Source organism: Methylophaga thiooxydans DMS010, from assembly GCF_000156355.1.
GTDB lineage: Bacteria > Pseudomonadota > Gammaproteobacteria > Nitrosococcales > Methylophagaceae > Methylophaga > Methylophaga thiooxydans.
This window is the reverse complement of sequence record NZ_GG657898.1, coordinates 38,979-61,123: the sequence shown is the minus strand read 5'-3', so window position 1 is coordinate 61,123 and position 22,145 is coordinate 38,979. Positions and strand designations below refer to the sequence as shown.

The 22,145-nt window shown below is 46.4% G+C and carries 21 protein-coding genes and 1 other RNA gene; 13 read left to right on the top strand and 9 right to left on the bottom strand.

Features of this window, described 5'->3' with window-relative positions:
• Window positions 1-2: 2 nt before the first annotated feature.
• From mraY to mraZ, 7 genes are read right to left on the bottom strand one after another with little or no spacing between them, the layout of a single operon-like run.
• Window positions 3-1,085, bottom strand: a complete 1,083-nt coding sequence (gene mraY / locus MDMS009_RS08795) for a phospho-N-acetylmuramoyl-pentapeptide-transferase (protein ID WP_036314463.1) — start codon at window positions 1,083-1,085, stop codon at window positions 3-5.
• A complete protein-coding gene (locus MDMS009_RS08790; RefSeq protein ID WP_008291179.1) occupies window positions 1,085-2,440 on the bottom strand; it encodes a UDP-N-acetylmuramoyl-tripeptide--D-alanyl-D-alanine ligase in 1,356 nt (451 codons plus the stop codon). Before MDMS009_RS08790 ends, mraY begins: the two co-directional genes overlap by 1 nt.
• The gene (locus MDMS009_RS08785; RefSeq protein ID WP_008291192.1) at window positions 2,440-3,981 is read right to left on the bottom strand and encodes a UDP-N-acetylmuramoyl-L-alanyl-D-glutamate--2,6-diaminopimelate ligase; all 1,542 of its coding nucleotides are present in this window, start codon (window positions 3,979-3,981) and stop codon (window positions 2,440-2,442) included. Before MDMS009_RS08785 ends, MDMS009_RS08790 begins: the two co-directional genes overlap by 1 nt.
• Window positions 3,978-5,684, bottom strand: a complete 1,707-nt coding sequence (locus tag MDMS009_RS08780; protein WP_008291174.1) for a peptidoglycan D,D-transpeptidase FtsI family protein — start codon at window positions 5,682-5,684, stop codon at window positions 3,978-3,980. Before MDMS009_RS08780 ends, MDMS009_RS08785 begins: the two co-directional genes overlap by 4 nt.
• The gene (gene ftsL / locus MDMS009_RS08775; RefSeq protein WP_008291176.1) at window positions 5,681-5,974 is read right to left on the bottom strand and encodes a cell division protein FtsL; all 294 of its coding nucleotides are present in this window, start codon (window positions 5,972-5,974) and stop codon (window positions 5,681-5,683) included. Before ftsL ends, MDMS009_RS08780 begins: the two co-directional genes overlap by 4 nt.
• Window positions 5,971-6,909, bottom strand: a complete 939-nt coding sequence (rsmH, locus tag MDMS009_RS08770) for a 16S rRNA (cytosine(1402)-N(4))-methyltransferase RsmH (protein WP_008291175.1) — start codon at window positions 6,907-6,909, stop codon at window positions 5,971-5,973. Before rsmH ends, ftsL begins: the two co-directional genes overlap by 4 nt.
• A 10-nt stretch (window positions 6,910-6,919) precedes the next feature.
• A complete protein-coding gene (gene mraZ / locus MDMS009_RS08765; RefSeq protein ID WP_008291182.1) occupies window positions 6,920-7,372 on the bottom strand; it encodes a division/cell wall cluster transcriptional repressor MraZ in 453 nt (150 codons plus the stop codon).
• 540 nt (window positions 7,373-7,912) lie between these two features.
• Between mraZ and coxB the strand changes: the two genes are divergently transcribed.
• The 10 genes from coxB to MDMS009_RS08715 all read left to right on the top strand — a co-directional run bounded on the left by coxB (window position 7,913) and on the right by MDMS009_RS08715 (window position 17,701).
• Complete coding sequence (gene coxB / locus MDMS009_RS08760; protein ID WP_043888108.1) at window positions 7,913-9,028, top strand: cytochrome c oxidase subunit II; 1,116 nt, start codon at window positions 7,913-7,915, stop codon at window positions 9,026-9,028.
• A gap of 7 nt (window positions 9,029-9,035) precedes the next feature.
• Window positions 9,036-10,613: a cytochrome c oxidase subunit I gene (ctaD, locus tag MDMS009_RS08755; protein ID WP_008291185.1), complete on the top strand. Its 1,578-nt coding sequence runs from the start codon at window positions 9,036-9,038 to the stop codon at window positions 10,611-10,613.
• A complete protein-coding gene (locus tag MDMS009_RS08750) occupies window positions 10,610-11,149 on the top strand; it encodes a cytochrome c oxidase assembly protein (protein WP_008291199.1) in 540 nt (179 codons plus the stop codon). Before ctaD ends, MDMS009_RS08750 begins: the two co-directional genes overlap by 4 nt.
• Window positions 11,150-11,179: 30 nt before the next feature.
• The gene (locus MDMS009_RS08745) at window positions 11,180-12,070 is read left to right on the top strand and encodes a cytochrome c oxidase subunit 3 (protein WP_008291200.1); all 891 of its coding nucleotides are present in this window, start codon (window positions 11,180-11,182) and stop codon (window positions 12,068-12,070) included.
• Window positions 12,071-12,115: 45 nt separating this feature from the next.
• Window positions 12,116-12,820, top strand: a complete 705-nt coding sequence (locus MDMS009_RS08740; RefSeq protein WP_008291188.1) for an SURF1 family protein — start codon at window positions 12,116-12,118, stop codon at window positions 12,818-12,820.
• Window positions 12,813-13,346, top strand: coding sequence for a hypothetical protein (locus MDMS009_RS08735; protein ID WP_008291177.1), 534 nt, complete (start codon window positions 12,813-12,815; stop codon window positions 13,344-13,346). Before MDMS009_RS08740 ends, MDMS009_RS08735 begins: the two co-directional genes overlap by 8 nt.
• A gap of 4 nt (window positions 13,347-13,350) precedes the next feature.
• Window positions 13,351-14,349, top strand: a complete 999-nt coding sequence (locus MDMS009_RS08730; protein WP_043888107.1) for a COX15/CtaA family protein — start codon at window positions 13,351-13,353, stop codon at window positions 14,347-14,349.
• The gene (gene cyoE / locus MDMS009_RS08725) at window positions 14,349-15,245 is read left to right on the top strand and encodes a heme o synthase (protein WP_008291193.1); all 897 of its coding nucleotides are present in this window, start codon (window positions 14,349-14,351) and stop codon (window positions 15,243-15,245) included. Before MDMS009_RS08730 ends, cyoE begins: the two co-directional genes overlap by 1 nt.
• 126 nt (window positions 15,246-15,371) lie before the next feature.
• On the top strand, window positions 15,372-15,968 hold the full coding sequence (locus MDMS009_RS08720) for a Yip1 family protein (RefSeq protein WP_008291207.1): 597 nt from the start codon (window positions 15,372-15,374) through the stop codon (window positions 15,966-15,968).
• Between the two features lie 248 nt (window positions 15,969-16,216).
• Window positions 16,217-17,701, top strand: coding sequence for a GGDEF domain-containing protein (locus tag MDMS009_RS08715; protein ID WP_008291191.1), 1,485 nt, complete (start codon window positions 16,217-16,219; stop codon window positions 17,699-17,701).
• 229 nt (window positions 17,702-17,930) lie between these two features.
• Here MDMS009_RS08715 and rnpB read toward each other — a convergent pair.
• Together rnpB and rsmI are read right to left on the bottom strand one after the other, a co-directional pair.
• An RNA gene (rnpB, locus tag MDMS009_RS15845) (RNase P RNA component class A) lies at window positions 17,931-18,291 on the bottom strand.
• 24 nt (window positions 18,292-18,315) lie between these two features.
• Complete coding sequence (rsmI, locus tag MDMS009_RS08710; protein ID WP_008291190.1) at window positions 18,316-19,167, bottom strand: 16S rRNA (cytidine(1402)-2'-O)-methyltransferase; 852 nt, start codon at window positions 19,165-19,167, stop codon at window positions 18,316-18,318.
• Window positions 19,168-19,232: 65 nt separating this feature from the next.
• Between rsmI and MDMS009_RS08705 the strand changes: the two genes are divergently transcribed.
• Genes MDMS009_RS08705 through MDMS009_RS08695 form a run of 3 tightly spaced genes read left to right on the top strand, consistent with a single transcriptional unit; the run spans window position 19,233 to window position 22,110 of the window.
• On the top strand, window positions 19,233-21,110 hold the full coding sequence (locus tag MDMS009_RS08705) for a penicillin-binding protein activator (protein ID WP_237700501.1): 1,878 nt from the start codon (window positions 19,233-19,235) through the stop codon (window positions 21,108-21,110).
• A gap of 3 nt (window positions 21,111-21,113) precedes the next feature.
• On the top strand, window positions 21,114-21,476 hold the full coding sequence (locus MDMS009_RS16265; protein ID WP_008291202.1) for a YraN family protein: 363 nt from the start codon (window positions 21,114-21,116) through the stop codon (window positions 21,474-21,476).
• Between the two features lie 58 nt (window positions 21,477-21,534).
• Complete coding sequence (locus MDMS009_RS08695; protein ID WP_008291186.1) at window positions 21,535-22,110, top strand: BON domain-containing protein; 576 nt, start codon at window positions 21,535-21,537, stop codon at window positions 22,108-22,110.
• Window positions 22,111-22,145 lie beyond the last annotated feature (35 nt).

The window sequence follows — 22,145 nt, the reverse complement described above, 5'->3', positions numbered from 1 at the left end:
TGTCATCGTATTTTCAACGTTGCCAACCCAACCAAAACCAGAAATACCGTGATAATCCAAAAGCGCACGATAATTCGGGGTTCAGGCCAACCTTTGAGTTCATAATGATGGTGAATCGGTGCCATCAGAAAAACGCGCTTACCACGTAACTTGTATGAGCCGACCTGAATCATCACCGACAGTGTTTCAATAACGAACACACCGCCCATGATTAATAAAACCAATTCCTGCCTAACCAAAACGGCGACAATACCTAATGCAGCGCCCAACGCTAAGGCACCGACATCGCCCATAAAGACTTGTGCTGGATACGTATTGAACCAGAGAAAGCCCAGCCCGGCACCGACAATCGCTGCACAGAAAACGGTTAACTCGCCAGCATTAGGAATAAACGGAATCTGCAAGTAGTTAGCAAACTCAAAATGCCCACCGACATAACTGAATAAGCCCAATGCAGCTGCTACCATCACCGTTGGCATAATCGCCAAACCATCAAGACCATCCGTTAGATTGACAGCGTTACTACTACCGACCACAACCAAATAGGTCAGCAACATATACCAAGCACCCAATGAGATAACGATCTCTTTGAAAAACGGCACAATAAGCTGGGTTTCAGCAGGCACTGAAGCAGTGAAATATAAGAACACAGCAGCGCCGGCACCGAACAATGATTGCCAGAAATATTTGTAACGACTCAATAAACCACGTGGATCCTGACGAACTAACTTAATGTAGTCATCAACAAAGCCAATCACCCCAAATGCCAGGGTCACAATTAACACTACCCAGACATAACGATTACTCAAATCTGCCCACAACAATGTACTGACTGCGATGGCAACTAATATCAGTGAACCACCCATTGTGGGTGTGCCGCTTTTACTAAAATGTGACTCAGGTCCATCTTGTCTCACTACTTGACCAATCTGCTTGAAACTCAAGTGACGAATCATGGTGGGACCGATGATCAAGGCAATACCTAATGCCGTAATAACACCTAAAATGGCGCGTAATGTAAGGTACTGGAATACATTGAATCCACTGTGAAATTGGCTTAAATAGTCACTTAACAAAAGCAGCATCAGCTTTCCCCTTCATGTGCCAGCTGATCGGCCAGCTTATCTAGTTGCATAAAACGTGATCCCTTGATTAAACATGTCACGTCCTTGCTCAACTCTTGTTGTAATGTATGCTGCAAAACACCGAGATCTTCGTAATGAACAGCATCATCACCAAAGCTATGTGCAGCAATCTTGCTGCTATTCCCAACAGTCATTAAACGACTGACACCGGCTTCGCGTGCTTGCTGTCCCATTTGTTGATGAATGTTGTCGTTATCGATACCTAACTCACCAAAATCACCCAGTACCAACCAGTGCTCACCTTGAAACGCCGTCAATGTATTCAAGGCCTGTAAATAGGAGCCCGGGTTAGCGTTATAGGTATCATCAATAAGGCGAGAGTCATTGACCCCCTGTCTGACCTGTAAACGGTGAGGCACAGAACGCATCAGGCTCAGGCCTTTCACCATCGCATCGACCGGAATATCTAATGCCACAGCTACGGCAATCGCTGCCAGTGCATTATTGACGTTATGCATACCCGGCAATGGCAAATTAAAGTGATGACTGACATCATCAATATTGACTAAGAAATGACTTGATGCCGGATCCAGTTGAATGTAATCGGCTTTGATATCAGCTTCGGATTCCAGCGAAAAACTGATTGTTTTTCTGTCACCAATCAATGGTTGCCATAGTCTTTGATAGGGCATATCCGCGTTGACTACCGCGATTCCATTAGCTGCCAAGCCATCGTAAATTGCACCTTTTTCCTTAGCGACACCCTCTAAAGAACCAAAACCTGCCAAATGTGCCGCAGCGATATTATTAATAACTGCAATATCAGGTACGACAATATTGACTAACTCTGCGATTTCACCGTGATGATTCGTGCCCATTTCTATGACAGCAAAATCATCATCTTGATTAAGACATGACAAGGTCAGCGGCACACCTAATTCATTATTCAGGTTACCTTGGGTGGCAGTGACCGAACCGACCTGTTTAAGCATCGTTGTCACCATCTCTTTCACACTGGTTTTACCGTTACTTCCCGTAATCGCGACAACACGCGCTTTGCACTGCTGTTGCCAAGCCCTAGCAATGTGAGCAAAGGCTTTTCTTACATCTGCCACGACTAGTTGCGGCAATGCATCATCTTGAATTTCTGAGACTAATGCTGCTGCGGCACCAGCTTCACGTGCCTGAGCAAGATAGTCATGACCATCAACATGCTCACCTTTCAAGGCAATAAAGAGATCCCCAGCCTGAATTTTACGGGTATCAACAACCGCTCCGCTTACTTTGATGTCTGCATAAATAGCATCACAAGCTACGATCTCAGCCACTTGATTCAGTGTTAAATTCAAGCCCATCAATGACCTCCCGCAACGTTATGAACGCTGTTTTGCAAGTCACCCAGCATTTCTTTGATAATCACGGTGTCGCTGAATGGGAATTTGATATGGTCAATTTCCTGGTAAGCTTCATGCCCCTTACCTGCGACCAACACGATATCGTTTGGCGCCGCATGTGATATGGCGTAGCTAATCGCCACTTTACGGTCGAGTTCGACCCGAATAGCGTGTGGCTGTTGGCAACCAGCCAAAATGTCTTCAGCAATCGCCTGATGATCTTCTGTACGCGGATTATCATCAGTAATAATGATTTCGTCCGCTTCGATTTCGGCAATTTTGCCCATCAATGGCCGTTTGCCTTTATCACGATCGCCACCACAGCCAAATACGCACCATAATTTACCTTGCTGATTAAGATGGCCACGCAGCGTTCTTAATGCTTGCTCGAGCGCGTCGGGTGTATGCGCATAATCAATCACAAGCATTGGCTGACCATCGACGCCGTAGGCTTCCATACGGCCAGCAACAGCACGACACTGACTTAGCGCTTGTCTTGCTTGGCTCGGCTGATAACCGATGCTTAGCAGCACCCCTAAGGTAGCCAGGGCGTTATCAACATTAAATCGACCTAATACGGGTAGAGTGGTCTTCTGCTGCTGCCCATGTATCGCCAGATCAAACTGCATACCATCACGATGGCATTGAATAGCTGATGCGCTCACATCAGCCTGATCTGACGAACTATATGTGAGTAACTGAATGTCACTTCGTAGCGCATTCATCAAGGTCCGCCCAAATGAGTCACAGGCATTAATCACGGCACGACTGACTGATCCCATTTCAAACAAACGCTGTTTCGCTTTCGCGTAATCCGCCATGGTGTGGTGATAATCGAGGTGATCACGGCTCAAGTTGGTTAACACAGCCACATTAATATCAACACTATTTAAGCGGCCTTGCTCCAGCGCATGAGATGAGGCCTCCAGCACCACATATTCGCACCCTTCCAGCTCAAAGCCTGCTAACAGCCGTTGCATTGAAACAGGGTCTGGTGTGGTCATACCTGTCATTTCCAAATCACTCAAACGACCTGCCCCCATCGTGCCGATAACACCACAGGGTTTACCGTCAGCTTCCAATACTTGGGCAATGAACTGACTGACTGATGTCTTACCATTGGTACCAGTAACGGCAATCACCGTCATATGCTGTGAGGGTTGCTGATAAAACCGTGCAGCAATCGACCCTGCTTGTTGAGACAGGTTTTTCACTGGATAAGCTGACACGACGGCTTCATTGAGCATGGCCGTTTCCGTTTGCGTCAACGGTTTATCGGCGTCGATCAATACCGCAAATGCGCCTTTATCCAAGGCCTGATGTAAATGCTTCTGTCGCTCAGCTTCGTCTTTCGCGAGTGCTAGGAATAAGCCACCAGCCGTTACCCGGCGGCTGTCCATGCTAATATCAGTCAGCATGTATTCCTGTAGTTCAACACCCTCTGCCACCACATCTTGGAGTAGCAAAGTCAACGATTGCATTTTTACGATAGATGTCATCATTTGTGAGCCACCTGCATCTGCGTCGACGGTAAAGCATCCGGTGCAATATTGAGCAAACGCATCGCGCCAGTCATCACTTCTGCAAATACCGGTGCGGCGACTGCCCCGCCGTAGTACTCCTCACCACGGGGTTCATCTACCATGACCACCATCGCCAATCGGGGCGAGCTAGCCGGGATAAGACCTGCAAATACGGATTGATAGCGATCGTCGGCATAACCACCACTAATTGCTTTTTTTGCGGTACCACTTTTCCCTGCAACACGATAATTTGCGACTGAAGCACGTGTTCCCGTACCGCCAGGCTCAACCACTTTTTCCATCATCGTGATCACTTGACTCATGATGTCAGCAGAAAACACACGACGCCCTTTTGGCGTCTCATCAGTTTTGACAAACGTGACAGGCTTTAATATGCCGCCACTGCCTAAAACGCTATAAGCCCTGGCAAGTTGCAGGGCTGAAGTAGAAAGACCGTATCCATATCCCATGGTGGCAATGTCCAGTTTCCGCCAGGAAGATAAATCAGGCATTGTCCCCATCGCCTCACCAGGGAAATAAGCACCGGTGGCATCGCCAAGCCCAAAACGGGCAAAGTCATGCCATAGTTCATCAGGGTCTAAGTCCAAGGCAATTTTGCTTGCCGCGATGTTGCTCGATTTTTGAATCAGCGTGGCTAAGTCAATTTCACCATAATCACGATAATCACGGATCGAATGACCACTGACTCGGAACACACCCGGATGCGTATTGATAATGGTATTCAAGTCATATTTGCCAGACTTGATGCCGCTGGTAACCGTAAAAGGCTTCACCGTTGAGCCTGGTTCAAATAAATCTGTCACGGCGCGATTTCTAAAGTCGCTGGCACGTAAACCATGGCGGTTATTAGGGTTAAACGAGGGTTGATTTGCCATCGCCAGCACTTCACCACTATGAATATCAATCACAACAGCGGTACCAGCTTTGGCGTTGTGTTCAGTAACTGCATTTTTCAGTGCCTGATAAGTCAGGTATTGCAAACGCAAATCCATGCTTAACTGAATGTTCTCGCCGGCTTTTGCAGGACGAATCAACTCGCCACCTTCGACGTAATTGCCTCGGCTGTCTCGTACCATACGCTTAAGACCTGAACGGCCTGTGAGCACGGCATCGTAGGTAAGCTCAAGGCCTTCTTGTCCGATATCATCTATGTTAGTAAACCCAACGATATGAGATGCCACTTCACCGGCCGGATAATAGCGCTTGTACTCACGTTGTAACGCAACACCACGAATGTTGAGTTGTTTAACTTGGTCTGCCAGTTCTGGCGTTACACGTCGTTTAAGATAAACAAATTCACGCGATTGGTTAGTGGCTATTCTTTCTTGAATTTCACGAATGTTTTGACCCAACATGACGGCCAGACTCGGCAGCTTCGGCTCATCCAACGCAACATCTTGTGGGTTTAACCAGACTGAATGCACTGGTGTACTGATAGCCAAAGGTTCCCCTTGGCTATCCAAAATCATGCCTCGATGAGCCACCACCGGTACTTGACGCAAATGACGAGCATCACCCTGATAACGTAAAAAATCCGGGTTAAAGATCTGCAAATCGGCCAAACGCCAGCCGAGACCAAGTACGATCAAAATAAACATCAACCGAACCAGATTCAGACGCCAAAGCCCGACTTGCTGAGTCATATCGCCTCTACGACTCATGGTTTAATCACCACCGTCATATCCGCCTTCGGCACAATCATTTGCAAACGACGGCTGGCTTGCTGTTCAACTCGGCTTGGGCTACCCCAGGTACTCTGTTCGAGTAACAAACGTCCCCATTCTTCATTAAGCAAATCACGCTGCTTTTCCAGTTGTTGCAACTGAATAAACTCATTTCGACTCAGATGTTTGCTGTAGATCACACCCACCGCTGAGATAATCACGACCATGATCATGGCAATTAGCGGCGTATCGACTCTGATATGTTCAAATAACATTTTCAGATTCATGCCAGCTTCTCCGCCACACGCAGCACAGCGCTTCGTGCTCTGGGATTATCAGCCAACTCAGTTTCAGAGGCTTTGATCGCCTTACCAATAATTTTCAGGCGCGGATTGAGTTGTTCAACAGTGACGGGGAAATGGGCTGGAAAATCATCGCCCCGCGCTTCATCACGGAAGAAACGCTTTACAATACGATCTTCCAGAGAATGAAAACTAATCACCACCAGCCGTCCACCTACCGCCAGCACATCTAAGGCTTGTTCTAATGCAAGTGTCAGTTCTTCCAGCTCATTATTAATAAATATACGAATGGCCTGAAAAGTACGCGTGGCTGGGTGTTTATGTTTTTCACGCGAAGGACTAGCCTTATCCACCAAATCAGCCAATTGTTTGGTTGTGGTGATCGGGTTTTCGTCACGGGTTTCCACAATGGCTCGAGCAATACGTTTGCCATAGCGTTCTTCACCCAGTGTCTTTATGACATGGGCAATATCATCCATCTCTGCGGTTGCCAACCATTCGGCGGCGCTGATACCGGCATTTGGATTCATGCGCATATCCAAAGGCCCATCTTTCGAAAAGCTGAAACCACGCTCGGCATCATCTAACTGTGGAGATGACACGCCGATGTCCATCAAAATACCATCGATATTGTTTTGCCAGAGTCTGGCATGCGCAGCCGTTGCCATTTCCGAGAATGCGCAATACTCGATAGCAAAGCGATTGTCTTGTTGAGCAAGCTGTTTACCGGTGGCAACAGCTTGTGGATCGCGATCGAGACCTAACAGGCGACCGTCATCAGATAACAAAGCAAGAATAGCGCGGCTGTGACCACCACGACCAAAGGTGGCATCTAGATACTTACCGTCGGCTTTCACAGACAGGGCGGCAATGGTCTCGTTTAACAAGACTGGCAGATGTTCCGAGTGACTCTCAGTCATAATTCCGCCTTTATATCGACAGGCTTTCTAATTCAGCCGGTAAAATCTCGTCAAAATCTTCTTCCAGACAGTCATCCATGAGTTCATTCCAAGTTTGCTCATTCCAGAGTTCAAACTTGTTACCCTGACCAATCATCACCATGCTTTTGTCGAGCTTGGCAAATTCACGCAATTTGGCTGGCAACAGAATTCGGCCGTTACCATCCATTTCACACTCTGTGGCATAACCGAGCAGCATTCTTTTCAGACGACGGACTTGAGGATTCAGGCTGGGAAGTGCGGCGAGTTTTTCTTCAACCAGCTCCCATTCGGGTAAAGGGTACATTTGCAGACAATGATCAGAATGATCGATGGTAATAACCAACCGGCCTTCACAGCAGACATCAAGATGCTTGCGGAACTTGGCTGGGATAGCCATCCGTCCTTTCGCATCCAGATTGAATGTTGCTACGCCTCGAAACACTTGTCGTCCTCAAAAAATACGATCCACAAAGATCCACTTTTCCCCACTTGTCGACACTATAGGAGTGCAAATGCATGAAGTCAAGCATCTAAATCAACAAATTCCTCTTTTTATGACAATGACTTAGCGCCATTTCATGAAAGTGGGAGAAAAGTATTAGAGGGCTTTTACAAGGACTACTTTTTTATCAAAAAAGTGGCATCGGAAGTTAAAGTAAATTCTAGATCAGATGACACTGATAAATTTTCTCATCGTGTCATTGTTCAAAAGTTCACCAATGTCCGTTGCTGGTTTCCGTGCGTATTGATTGGATGTTGTTCGATAGGCGGATATAACACTTACTGACTGACGTTCAGACATTATATCTATAGCGCCGTATCACTGTCTCGAAACTGAGCACAATAAAGGTCTTATGGCGCAAGTGTTTTTGCCTGAATTGCAACCCTCGGAAAAATAGGCATATACTGCACGCAACGAGCAAGATAATTTTTGCTAAGTACAGCCAATGATGGACGTACTAGTGATGCAAGGAGTAGTTTTATGCGCCAACTACTACAGCTCATCTGTTCAGCTCTTGTCCTATCCCCGGGCACTTCCGTTGCCTTGGAATTCAATATGCCTGCGGGCGTCACCCAAACCAGTCAGTCCATATACGGCTTACACATGACGATTTTTTATATCTGTCTTGTGATTGCCATCGTGGTATTTGGCGTGATGTTCTGGTCCATTTTCCATCATCGTAAATCCAAAGGTGCCAAAGCCTCACAATTTCATGGCAGCGTCTTGGTAGAGATCATCTGGACCATCATTCCGATTGTGATTCTTGTCGCGATGGCCGTTCCAGCCACAAAGACTCTCGTCGACATGTATGACACCAGCGAATCCGATATTGATATCCAAGTCACTGGGCATCAGTGGAAGTGGCATTACAAATACATCGGCGAAGATCTTGGATTTTTCAGTATTTTAGCCACATCAAAAGAAGAAATTGAGAATAGAAAAAAGAAAAATCCCAATTATTTACTCGAAGTAGATAATCCTCTGGTCGTACCGATCAATAAGAAAATACGCTTCTTATTCACCTCCAACGATGTGATTCATGCATGGTGGGTACCCGATCTGGCAATTAAGAAAGATGCTGTTCCGGGCTTTATCAATGAATCCTGGACTCGCATCGATAAACCCGGCACCTATCGCGGGCAATGTGCTGAGCTCTGTGGAATGCACCATGCCTTTATGCCTATTGAGGTCAAAGCCGTCAGTGAGGATGATTATGCGCTGTGGCTGGATGAACAAAAAGCCCTCAAACAAGCTGAAGCGGCTTCGACTGAGTTGGAGTGGTCGCAAGAACAGCTAATGACAGCGGGTGCCAAGATTTACGAAAAAAATTGTGCCGTCTGTCATCAGGCTGATGGTTCAGGCATTCCACAAGCATTCCCTGCATTGAATGGGAGCCCTATTGCGCTCGGGCCTAAAGCGGATCATATGGCCATTGTTATTCAGGGTCGTCTAGAAAAAGGCATGCCCGCATTCGGCGAGCAATTATCCGCCGTGGACATTGCCGCCGTTATCACCTACGAACGCAATAGCTGGGATAACAAAACTGGCGATAAGGTGACGCCTGCGGAAGTGCAAGCAGTCATGGAAAAGCAGTGAGGTCTTTATGAGCGAACATATGGATACTGCACATCACGGACCAGCCAAAGGATGGACGCGCTGGATTTTAACCACTAATCACAAAGACATTGGCACACTATATCTGGTCTTTAGCCTGATCATGCTGTTTGTTGGTGGCAGTATGGCGTTTGTGATTCGTGCTGAGTTATTCCAGCCGGGCTTGCAACTAGTCGTGCCGGAGTTTTTCAACCAAATGACGACCATGCACGGTCTTATCATGGTGTTTGGGGCGGTGATGCCAGCTTTTGTCGGGCTTGCCAACTGGCAAGTTCCGTTGATGATAGGTGCTCCGGACATGGCGTTGCCACGGCTTAATAACTGGAGCTTCTGGATCTTGCCGTTTGCGTTTGCCATGCTGTTATCAACCTTGTTCATGGCGGGTGGTGCCCCTGACTTTGGCTGGACATTTTATGCACCGCTCTCAACTACCTATGCACCGCCGAGTGTGACCTTCTTTATTTTTGCCATTCATATGATGGGAATTTCATCCATCATGGGGGCGATTAATATTATCGTCACCATATTCAATATGCGGGCGCCGGGTATGAAGATGATGGATCTTCCCTTGTTTGTCTGGACATGGCTCATTACCGCCTTCTTGTTAATCGCTGTGATGCCGGTATTGGCCGCCGTTGTCACCATGATGTTAATGGACGTGCATTTTGGCACCAGTTTCTTCAATGCCGCCGGTGGTGGTGATCCAGTTTTGTTCCAGCATGTGTTCTGGTTCTTTGCCCATCCCGAGGTGTACATCATGGTACTACCCGCCTTTGGGGTGGTGTCTCAAATTGTGCCGACCTTTTCCCGTAAACCGTTATTCGGTTATCACTCAATGGTCTATGCCACCGCTGCCATTGCGGTGATGTCATTCATTGTTTGGGCACATCATATGTTTACGGTTGGCATGCCACTGACCGGTGAGCTGTTTTTCATGTATACAACAATGTTGATCGCTGTACCGACCGGGGTGAAGGTATTTAACTGGGTCAGTACCATGTTTAAAGGCTCAATGACCTTTGAGACGCCGATGTTATTCGCTATCGCCTTTATCGTGTTATTTACTATTGGCGGTTTGTCAGGATTAATGCTGGCAATAGCGCCTGCTGACTTTCAGTACCACGATACCTATTTTGTGGTGGCACATTTCCATTACGTATTAGTCCCCGGGTCGGTATTTGGCATTATCGCTGGTGTCTACTATTGGCTGCCGAAATGGTGCGGCAAAATGTACAACGAAAAGCTAGGGCAGCTACATTTCTGGCTGTCATTTATTGGTGTCAACCTGACATTCTTTCCAATGCATTTTGTTGGCCTCGCCGGAATGCCCAGACGGATCCCCGATTACGCTTTGCAATTTGCCGATTTTAATATGATAACCAGTCTCGGTGCTTTCTTGTTCGGCACCACACAACTGCTGTTTGTCTACATCATCATAAAAACTGTTCGTAGCGGTAAAGCGGCTGAGCAATTGCCTTGGGATGGCGCTAAAGGGTTGGAGTGGAGCGTTCCCACCCCGGCGCCTTACCACACATTCAGCACACCACCAGTGGTAGGTGAAAAATGAAACGCTGGTTTAACCTCACCACACCTAGCGGTCTTATCTGTGCGGTGTGTGTGATGTTTGCATTCGGTTTTATGCTGGTGCCGTTGTACGACGTCTTTTGTGAGGTAACTGGCCTAAATGGAAAAACCAAAGGGCAATATCAAGGCGACGTTATCTCTTCAAACAGTGAGCGCATGATAACCATACAGTTTGTGGCAAACCGTAATGCCAATTTACCTTGGGACTTTTCACCACAACAAGAAGAAATAGCGCTGAAATTAGGTGAAAGAAAACAAACCAGTTTTGAGATAAAAAACACCTACGACCGAGCGGTCATTGCTCAGGCAATTCCGAGTGTTTCTCCGGCTGTCGCGGCCGATTATTTAAACAAAGTGGAATGTTTTTGTTTTCAAAAGCAACCACTTGAAGCCAGTGAATCTAAACAATTTCCACTGGTCTTTTTCCTCGATCCAGCCTTGCCCGAACACATTACAAAACTGACGCTGTCGTACACATTATTTGATATAAGCGAAACAGCCACTGCTAGCGCGAGATAGCATTTCGCCCATTTAGGGAGGGAGCACGCCATGGTACAGTCACCCCAAGCCTATTACGTTCCGGCACAAAGCTACTGGCCGATTATTGGTGCTATCGGATTATTTGGTACCTTAGGCGGCACAGCGCTATTGCTTTATAGCTTGCAGCAAGAGCAAGCCAGTCTGCTGGCTCAGATCATGCTCTTTTCAGGAATTTTAATTTTAGCCGGCATGCTGATTGGCTGGTTTGCGGCGGTGATAGCCGAAAGTCGCAAGGGACTCTACTCACCGCAATTGGATCTGTCCTTTCGCTACAGCATGTCATGGTTTATTTTTTCCGAGGTCATGTTCTTTTTCGCTTTCTTCGGCGCACTCTTTTATATCCGTGTTTTTGCCGTGCCCTGGCTTGGGGGAGAAGGTGATAAAGGCTTAGCCAATATGCTCTGGCCAGATTTCACCGCTGTCTGGCCATTGCTTGAAGCACCGAATACAGACCAATTCCGCCCGATTAAAGCCATCATCGACCCATGGCATATTCCTTTACTGAATACCATCTTATTGGTAGCGTCCAGCTTCACTTTACTGGCAGCTCATAAATTTCTGAAAAAAGGCAATCGCCCAAAAGTTAAACTCTGGCTGGGTATCACTATCGCCTTGGGTTTGAGCTTTTTGACACTGCAAATTTTTGAGTATTTTGAAGCCTACAATGAGCTGAATCTAACATTAGAGTCAGGCATTTACGGCGCAACATTCTTTTTACTAACCGGATTTCATGGCGCTCACGTCACTATCGGTAGCATTATTCTTATGGTGTTATTGCTGCGTGTGTATCAGGGTCACTTCACGGGTGAAAAGCATTTCGCCTTTGAGGCAGGGGCTTGGTATTGGCACTTTGTCGATGTGGTCTGGATACTGCTTTTTACCACGGTTTATATACTTTAACGAAGAGGAATTAAGTCAGCGCGTCACACGTATTGGAGGCTTTCGTTGAATACAAAGCAGGTTGAATGCAAAGCGTTAAATTGGCACTTTTCAGTGCACCCTGCCTATTTAATCTTTGTTTGTAGTGCCGTCATCGTGTGTCTTTTTTTAGCACACTGGCAATGGCAGCGTGCACAGACAGCACAGCAGCGATATGCATTTTTCCTTAAGCAATCTTCACTACCACCAACACAACTTTCTCCACAGTTGACGGAGTTTCGAGCTGTTCGTTTAAGTGGCGATCTAAAACGGCTATTCTTTTTAGATAATCAAATCCATCACGGCATCGTGGGTTGGCAGGTTATTGCCCAGATTAATACGCACACCTACCCTGTGTTGGTAAATTTAGGTTGGCAGTCGAAACAGGATAAGCCCATCACCCTCGTTGAGTTACCCGATGTACTTGCGGTGAGCGGTTTAACGAAAAAACCCGAGCCGGGTTTCATGTTGGCAAAGGCCGAAGCTGACCCCGAATGGCCCTACATCATGCAGCAGATACAACTGCCTTTATTGAATGCACATTTTCAGTATCAGTTGTTTCCCTATGTTGTTTATGCAAACGATGCGATTGCTAACTTAACGCCAGCTCCCGTCCAGATTGAAAATAAGTTCGCCATGCATCTTGGCTACGCTATTCAATGGTGCTTAATTGCCATCGTTTGCATCGTGGGATTTATTGTCTTCAGCCGAAGGACAACACCTTATGAATAAAAAACAGGCCGTTTTCACCAGTCTCTGGCTGGTTGCTTTGATACCCGTCATCATTGCCTGGTCGATGGCGTTTTTTGGCAAACAATTGCAACTGGACACGAAAAATAATGGTGAATTATTATCCGAAACTCTGGCTGTACCAGCAGCATTAGCGAATCAACTTGATGGCAAATGGGGACTGGTTGTCATGAGTGAGCAATGTCCTCAAAACTGTGAACAACAGCTCTACAGAATGCAACAGTTGCATACATCTCTAGGTCAGGACTATCAACGTCTACAAGCTTTCTGGCTAAGCTCAAAAAACCTTCCCGTTGAACATGCCGATATTGATTTTAATCAGATAAACACGATCGCCAATCCACAACTGCTTGACTGGTTCAACGAACAGCAACTCGACTGGCAGGATCACAGCATCTGGTTAATCGATCCAAACGGCAGATTGGTCATCCGCTTTCCGCCAGCACTTTCAGGTAAAGCCATGCGGGCAGATATCGACTGGTTATTAAAAGTATCTCGGATAGGCTGATGTCATGTTAAGACGGCTTACCTTTATCGCACTCATGATGGCCTTAGTCGTTGTGACGCTGGGCGCTTTAACCCGGTTGCTAGATGCCGGGCTAGGCTGCCCGGACTGGCCGGGATGTTATGGGCAGCTGATTCCACCACAACTTCATCCCGAGACCACTACGGCAATTGATAGCCACAAGGCCTGGATGGAAATGACCCATCGTTACATTGCCGGGTTACTGGGTTTGCTCATTCTTGTCTTAACCTTCTGCGTAGAAAAATCCAATAGCGTAGCAACACACACCCGCTGGCTCTGCCGTGGCGTACTGATGTTAGTTATCGCTCAGGCCTTATTTGGTATGTGGACAGTGACCATGCAGTTACTACCGCAAATCGTCACCTTACACTTACTCGGTGGTATGGCCTTATTGAGCTTATTGTTGTTGTTATTCCTTCAATTAAGCAAAACCACACCGGTTACGGTTGCACCACAAGGACGTAAGTTTTCCATCATCGTTTTACTTTTTTTAATCACGCAAATTACGTTGGGGGGATGGACTAGTAGTCACTATGCCGGACTCGCCTGTCCCGACTTCCCCACCTGTCATGGAAAGTGGCTACCAGCGCTTGATTTACAACAAGCATTTAACCTTTCAGATATACAAACAACTAATTACGAAGGCGGCATCTTATCATCAGATGCACGCGTCACTATTCATGTTGTGCATCGACTATTCGCTTTATTAGTGGTGTTCAGCATAATGCTGTTAGCCGTTCGTTTATGGGGCTACACGCTACTGCGGAAACAGCTGTTAGTCATTCTGAGCTTAACCTTGATACAAGTCAGTCTGGGAATCAGTAATGTGCTGTTATTACTCCCTTTATCACTGGCATTACTGCACAACACAGGCGCAGCCCTTTTATTGCTGAGTCTGATTCATCTTATTTTCCGCCTGCAACCAAAGCCACAATCTCTGTGGCAGCAGCCCCATCACAATCTGGAAATGGACAGGGTGATCTGATGCAAACAACATTGACCTCAATCAATACGCTTAGAGCCAATTGGAAAGATTATCTGGCATTGTGTAAACCCAAAGTCGTGCTCTTAATGTTAATCACGGCCTTGGTAGGCGCCTTTATAGCGACACCGGGCTGGCCAAATATAGGTCAATTATTGATTGCTGTTATAGGCATTGGCGCTTGCGCTGCAAGTGGCGCCACTATTAACAATATGATTGATCACCAACTAGATGCCAAGATGGCGCGAACGCGTCATCGTGCCACCGCTTCCGGCATCGTATCACCCGTTCAGGCATTAGCTTTTGCGCTGGCATTAGCCGTCTCAGGAATGCTGTTGCTGTGGTTTTTGGTTAACCCGTTAACCGCATGGCTAACCTTATTTGCATTGATTGGTTATGCCGTGATTTATACCTTGTTTTTGAAGCGTGCCACACCACAAAACATTACCATTGGTGGACTGGCAGGGGCGATGCCACCGCTGTTGGGATGGACAGCCGTCACCGGCCAAGTTGACCCTAATGCCTTGTTGTTGGTGTTAATTATTTTTGCCTGGACACCACCCCACTTCTGGGCACTGGCACTACATAAAAAAGACGAGTACGCCAAAGCCGACGTACCGATGCTACCCGTCACCCATGGTGACGCTTTCACTCGCATTCAAATAGCGTTATACAGCCTGTTATTGCTTGGTTGTACTTTATTGCCTTTTGTTACTGGAATGAGTGGCTTGATCTACCTTACCGGCATTTTGATACTCAACAGCCGTCAGTTTTATTTGCTGTGGCAATTATTTGATAAAAAAAATACACAGGCACCGTATCGTCTCTTTAAATTTTCTATTTTGTATCTACTTTGGCTATTTTTGCTGATTTTAGTCGATCATGCCGTGTTTAGCTAAGTCCATAAAAGCCATGAAAAATAATGATTTAACTCACTTGTACATCACCCAAAAAGGGCATACAGTGAAATTGAAGCGGTTTTATCCTTTTTGTTAACAACCCATTAACAACGACAGGAGTCTGCCATGTATCATCATCACCATCATCACTTCTGGGGTCTATTCTCTGTTCCTCATGCTGAGTGGGAATCGATTAGCGAAGAAAAAGAAGATCTTGTTCTATTTGGGCTAGCACGTCTGGCGGTTCTCGCAGCAATACCTGCCATTGCATTTCTCATAGGCATCACGCTGATTGGCTGGAGCTTATCCGGTAGTGAATTCCATCAAATACCCGTTGCCAAGGCTGTGCCGATGGCACTTGCTTTTTATGTGCTCATCACCGTTTTTACCTTAATGATGGCCTATTTCACCTTTTCAATGGAAAGAGCATTTGGCACTGAGACAAGCTTCGGCCGCTGCTTAGTATTTGTCAGCTACACAGCAACACCGATGTATATGGCTGGCCTAGTGGGGTTCGTGCCGATTGTTTGGTTAGCGATGCTAGTGTTGATGGCCGCCGTGGGGTACAGCCTGTACCTGCTCTATATCGGCATTCCAATCTATATGAAAATTCCTGACGGAAAAGGTTACGTTGTCTCAACCTCAATTATTTCTGCAGGATTGTGTTTATTGGTGGTGTTCAATGTAGGCACAGTCATTATTTGGAGCGTGGTTTACGCCTAGATAATGCCATTATCCACTCGGCGAAGGGATTCCCGAGTGGAGAGTTGAGTAATGTTGAAAAAAAGAGACGGCAGATAAGCCTAGGACTGGTGCGGTCAATCATTCGTCCGGAACTGTCGTTTAAAGCAAGCAGCTCTCAAAGCGTGTGTAACGTTCTGACGTTCTCTTCGTGCTTGCAGGCAAAAAACTTATGCTAGTATGACCGCCAGTATGAGAAATACAGTAGGCTATCGGTCACTGGCTATTTTATGTTGAAAACAAACCAAGCGTATCGCGACGAAAACGCAGTAAATTTACACGAAAACTACAAACTGCTAAGCGGTTCAGTACAGATATCCTTATTCATCAGTACCTGTCTAGCGGTCATCATGACAGTCATTCTGTACGATCAGATAAATACCCGTAGTCTGTTGCTATGGCTTATCATTCTCTGCTCCGTTAATGTCATCCGACTTATTGTTCATCACTGGTTTAAACGTCATCCTAGCTTCAACCCCGAAGTTATCGTGATACACCTGCGATTCTTTCGATTTGGTGCAGTCATGTCAGGACTAGCCTGGGGCTGGGCTGGGTTTTATTTTGCTCAACAGGTAGAACTGGTTTATCAGCTGTTCATCACTTTCACGCTGGGTGGGTTGGCTACAGGCGCAACCTCCTCCTTGGCTGTTGACAAGTTTGCTGTTGTGGCCTTTATTTTTGCCACGATACTACCCAATGCCTTACATTACTTTCTTTCAAGTGGTGATATACCCATTGCAATGGCTATCATGCTGTTGATTTTTACTGCTTTCATGCTCAATTCAGCAAAAGATCAAGGGAAAAGCCTGCATGAAAATCTCAAGCTCAGAATCCAAGCCAAACGTGATGAAGCTCAGTTCAAAGAAATTCTGAATTTTAGCCCTTCAGCTGCCAGTATTACTAACCTATCTACACTCGATACTTTATTTACCAACAAACGCCACTTAGAGCTTTTTGGTACTGATGCGACGCCTTTTAGTGAAAATAATAATGCTATTTTTTTAGTAGACAAAAGTGAACTTGATGGCATCAGACAGAACTTAGAAACGCAACACAGTATCAGCGACAAACTTCTCAAATTCCAATCGCAAGAATCAGCAAAGAACCTATGGTGTATCGGCTCGTTTGTCCGGGTAAACTATCTCGACAGCCCTGCTGTGCTCTCCTGGTTCTTTGATATCACCGATAGAATCAGGATGGAAGAACAAATAAAGCTATTGGCTTATCATGACTCCTTAACGAACCTCCCCAACCGTCACTTATTCGAAGACCGTCTAAAACTCGCTCTGAAGCACGCTGAAAGGGATAAAGAATTACTAGGAGTCATGTTCATTGATTTGGATGGGTTTAAATCTATTAACGATTCGCACGGTCACGGTGTAGGTGATCAGCTTCTTAAAGCAGTTGCCGACAGAGTCACATCCATCCTGAGACAATCCGATACTTTGTCTCGTATCGGCGGCGATGAGTTCATCGTTTTACTGCCGAAAATCAATGCGGTTGACGATGCGATGAAAGTAGCTGAAAAACTCCTGCTCGCCCTGAGTAAACCGTTTGGTATAAACAGTCACCAACTTCAGATGTCAGCCAGTATCGGCCTTGCGATTTACCCTCAACACGGAGACACTGCCCAGACATTACTGAAAAATGCCGATATCGCGATGTATCAAGTAAAAGATAGTGGTAAAAATAACGTCCGACTTTACAATGGATAGAAAACAGTCAACACACTGACGACAGTAGAAAGTTACGGAGTCATGTGCGCTGAGATGTTCTTTCAAACATTGCTTTTGTAATATCAATTCACTTCCGGCTCTTCAACCAAATTGGAGTTTGAATACATTCCTTTTGGCCAGACCAGATACTGTGTTTGTGCCAGCTCACATACCATAAGCAACTGCCTACATCGCGAAGGCAGCCCTATTGATACATGAACAGAAAATTAGTTAGAGACGACCGATAAGCCGGGTTCTGTCGTGGACAATCATTCATCTGGGACAGACGTCACCATCTGCCTCAAGCAACCTACCCAGGAACAGTACGGGTCGCACATGTCTGTCGAAACAAACGTTCCTCTATTTGGTCTTGCTCCAGGTGGGGTTTACCATGCCACTTCTGTTACCAGAAGCGCGGTGCGCTCTTACCGCACCCTTTCACCCTTACCGTATTCCGAAGAACATGGCGGTATACTCTCTGTTGCACTGGCCGTGGGCTTTCACCCCCCAGGGGTTACCTGGCACCTTACCCTTTGGAGCCCGGACTTTCCTCATCAACGAATAGCTGACGCGATTGTCTGGTCGTCTCTGAGCGCTATTTTACCTAAGCATGATTATTTCTGCTGAAGTTTTAGTGCCAATTGATACGCTTGGTTTTTACTACCGCCAGATATTGCTGCTGCAATAGTCGCCGCTTTTTTCACTGGAAGCTCAGGCAGCAGTAACGCCAGTAGCCGTGACATTTCCTGTTCGTCGACGGACGCTGAGTCTGCTGCGCCTTCTATCAACAACACGCACTCACCTCGTTGCTGATTGTCATCTTGTTTCACCCAATCCAATAACTCGACAAGTGGACGGGTCTCGATGGTTTCGTGCATTTTTGTAAGCTCGCGAGCCAAACACGCTTGTCTAGCTTCACCGAAAGCGGCAACACAATCTGTTAGGGCATCAACTAAACGACGAGGACTTTCGTAAAAAATCAAAGTGTGCGAATCGTCTTTGAGTGTTTCTAGAATTTGACGTCGTGCCGATGCTTTAGCCGGTAAGAAACCTTCGAAGGCAAAGCGATCCGAGGCAAGGCCAGATGCCGACATCGCGGCGATTAAGGCGCAACTGCCGGGTATTGGTACAACTTGAATACCCTGTTGTTTAACCAGCGATACCAAGCGATAGCCCGGATCACTAATTAGCGGCGTTCCGGCGTCACTGATAAGCGCGATGGAGTCGCCATCAAGGAGACGCTGCAATAACATTTCACTACGTTGTTGTTCATTGTGTTCATGTAGCGAAATCGTTTTGGTACTGATTGCGTAATGTTGAAGCAGGTATTTACTATGGCGGGTATCTTCCGCAGCAATCAAAGCGACTTGCTGCAGAGTTTCTACCGCACGAGGAGATAAATCGGATAGATTGCCAATCGGTGTTGCCACAATAAACAATTGTCCTGGTTGTGAAACAGTCACCATTTCTCCTTAATATTTTGTTGCAATTGTGGTCGTAATATACGCGAACAGGTAAGATGATGCTTCCTATGTTTAATACACAGACACCCTATATGAGCTTCAAACGGATCTTGCTGTTACCGGCCATTATTCTTTTTTTTATAACGGCTTGTCAGCCGGTACAGGGACCACATACCCGTCCTCAACCCGCTCAAATTGACACCTTAGCCGCGGAGCAGGAGGGTGACTTTGCTAGAGCGGCAACAGAATATCTGGCGCTTGCCAACACAGCAGAAGGCGAAAAACAGGCCCTGTTATTACTGCGAGCTGCCCGTCTGTTTTGGCAGGTTGAGCAAACCGAAAACAGTCAGCAAGCATTGGTACAACTCAACGATGCGCTACTTTCGCCTCAACATCAATTCGATGCATCCATTTTACGTGCAGAATTAGCCCTCAATGACAATCAGGGAGAAGCGGCGCTGAAAGCGGTCGCTAACATTGATGAAGAAACGCTATCGGCGGGTGACAGCGAACAACTCTATCAGATCAAAATTGATGCCTATGCACTGACCGAAAACTGGTTAGAAAAAGCCAATACGCATCTCAAACTAGATACGTTACTGGCAGAGCAAACTGCACTGGAAACAAATCGTGCCGCATTATGGCAAACACTGTTAAAACTCACACCTCAAGCATTAGATTTATTCAATCCTGGAATCCCGCCGGCAGATGATAGTGGCTGGTTTGCCTTGGCTTACGCTATTAAAGCCTACAAAACTAATCCAGAAGCGCTGGAAGTGGCTTTAGAAGACTGGCGTCGGAGTTACCCCAATCACCCTGCTGATCCTGACTTATATGAAAATGTGGTTACCGCAGGCACACGTTTACCTGAACAGATTGGTGATATCGCAGTTTTACTGCCGGCGTCCGGTCCTTACGCCGATGTCGCACAAGCTATCAAAGAAGGCATTATTTCAGCCCATTACGCCAGTGGTTCTGATGTACGACTACATTTTTTAGACATAACCACTGATGAATTCAGTCGTCAAAGCAATGTCATCGATCGTTACAACGAAGCGGTTTCACGTGGCGCCAGCATTGTTATTGGTCCGCTACAAAAAGCATCGGTGGATGCCTTGAGTACACAGACTGATTTACCGATCCCCGTACTGGCATTAAACAGAATTGATATTCGCCTCAGTCGTCCGAACTTGTTCCAGTTTGGTCTAGCACCAGAAGATGATGCCGTTGCGTCCGCTCATTTTGCTCGCCAGCAGGGTTATCAACGGGCCGTGATTCTATCACCGCAAGGTGATTGGGGTGATCGTGTCTCGACGGCCTTTATGAATGCATGGCGCGAGGTGGGCGGAAGCGTACTGTACCGTGCCTCATATAACGAATCTGATAACGATTTCAGAGATACCTTAATCCCGCTAATGGGACTTGATGCCAGTGAACAACGCTACGCGTCGCTAAAGAGCACCTTGGGGCGCTCCTTGGATTTTGAGCCTCGACGCCGTCAAGATATCGACTTTGTGTTCATGGTCGCCAAACCATTAAAAGCACGTCAGCTGGTGCCACAACTAAAATTTCATCGCTCAGGACAGTTACCTTTAATCGCGACTTCACATACCTACACAGGTCAATCAGACCCACAGCAGGATATTGATCTGAATAACTTATATATTCCTGATATTCCGTGGATGTTTACCCAACACGCAGAGCAAGATCCTGCTTATCAGGCGATACAAGCACAATTTGATGGAAACTTCGGTGGCCTTCTCAGGCTCTATGCAATGGGCGCTGACGCTTACCGACTGATACCGGAACTCAACCGACTGAGTCGCGATCCTGAAAGCATTTATCAGGGAGCGACCGGGTCTTTATCAATTAATGAACAGGGTCAGATTGAACGTGACATGCCATGGGCCCAGTTCAAACAAGGAGAGCTAGAGCTCATTCAATAATCGATGTTTGCCAGGGAGAAAGGCCAACAAATAGAAAAACAGGTGGCGAAACACCTGCAGAAACAGGGAATGCGTCTCATCACACGGAATTATCAGTGCCGAGGTGGTGAAATAGACCTGATTATGCAGGATCGAGAAACACTCGTTTTTATCGAAGTGAGATACCGACAATCTGCTCGTTTCGGTTCAGCTTTAGAAAGCGTGAATAAAACCAAACAGTCACGTATTATTCACACCGCTGAACATTACTTACAGCAAAGTCGTGATGGCTATCAAGCCTGTCGGTTTGATGTCGTCGCAGTAAGTCCAGCTAAAACAGGCTATCAATTTGACTGGGTAAAAAATGCTTTCCAGTCTGCTTACTAAACGACTCACAACGCTGTATCAACATGCTATTACGCTTTAGAATTTGAAGGATTCTACCATGTCTAAAATAAACAAAATTGCCTGCTTATTATTACCTGTATTGCTGCTGCAGGGCTGCGCCACAGCAGTTGTGACAGGTGCCGCTACCGGTGCATCTGTTGCTTATGATCGCCGCACGACGGGCACCGTCATTGACGATCAGGGTATTGAGTTTAAAGCCTCTTACGCTCTCTACAATAATAAAGAAATTTATGATCAGAGCCACATTAATGTCACCAGTTACAACGGCGTGGTATTGCTGACAGGTGAAACCCCAAGTGAATCGCTAAAACAACAAGTGACGGCAGAAGTCAAAAAAATTACCAAAGTTCGTCGTATTCATAACGAGCTAGCCATTGCTGCTCCGAGTGCTTTACCATCACGCAGCAGTGATGCGTGGATCACCTCTAAAATCAAAGCTAAATTGACGACTGATGAACAGGCAGATCCATTCCACGTCAAAGTGGTCACCGAACGTGGCGTGGTTTACTTGATGGGACTTCTCAGCAGAGCTGAAGCTGATCACGCGGTAAGTATTGTGAAAAACTCAGCGGGTGTTCAACGCGTAGTGAAAATTTTTGAATACAACGACTAAGTTAATTCATTACAGCTAAAAAAAGGGCTCCATGC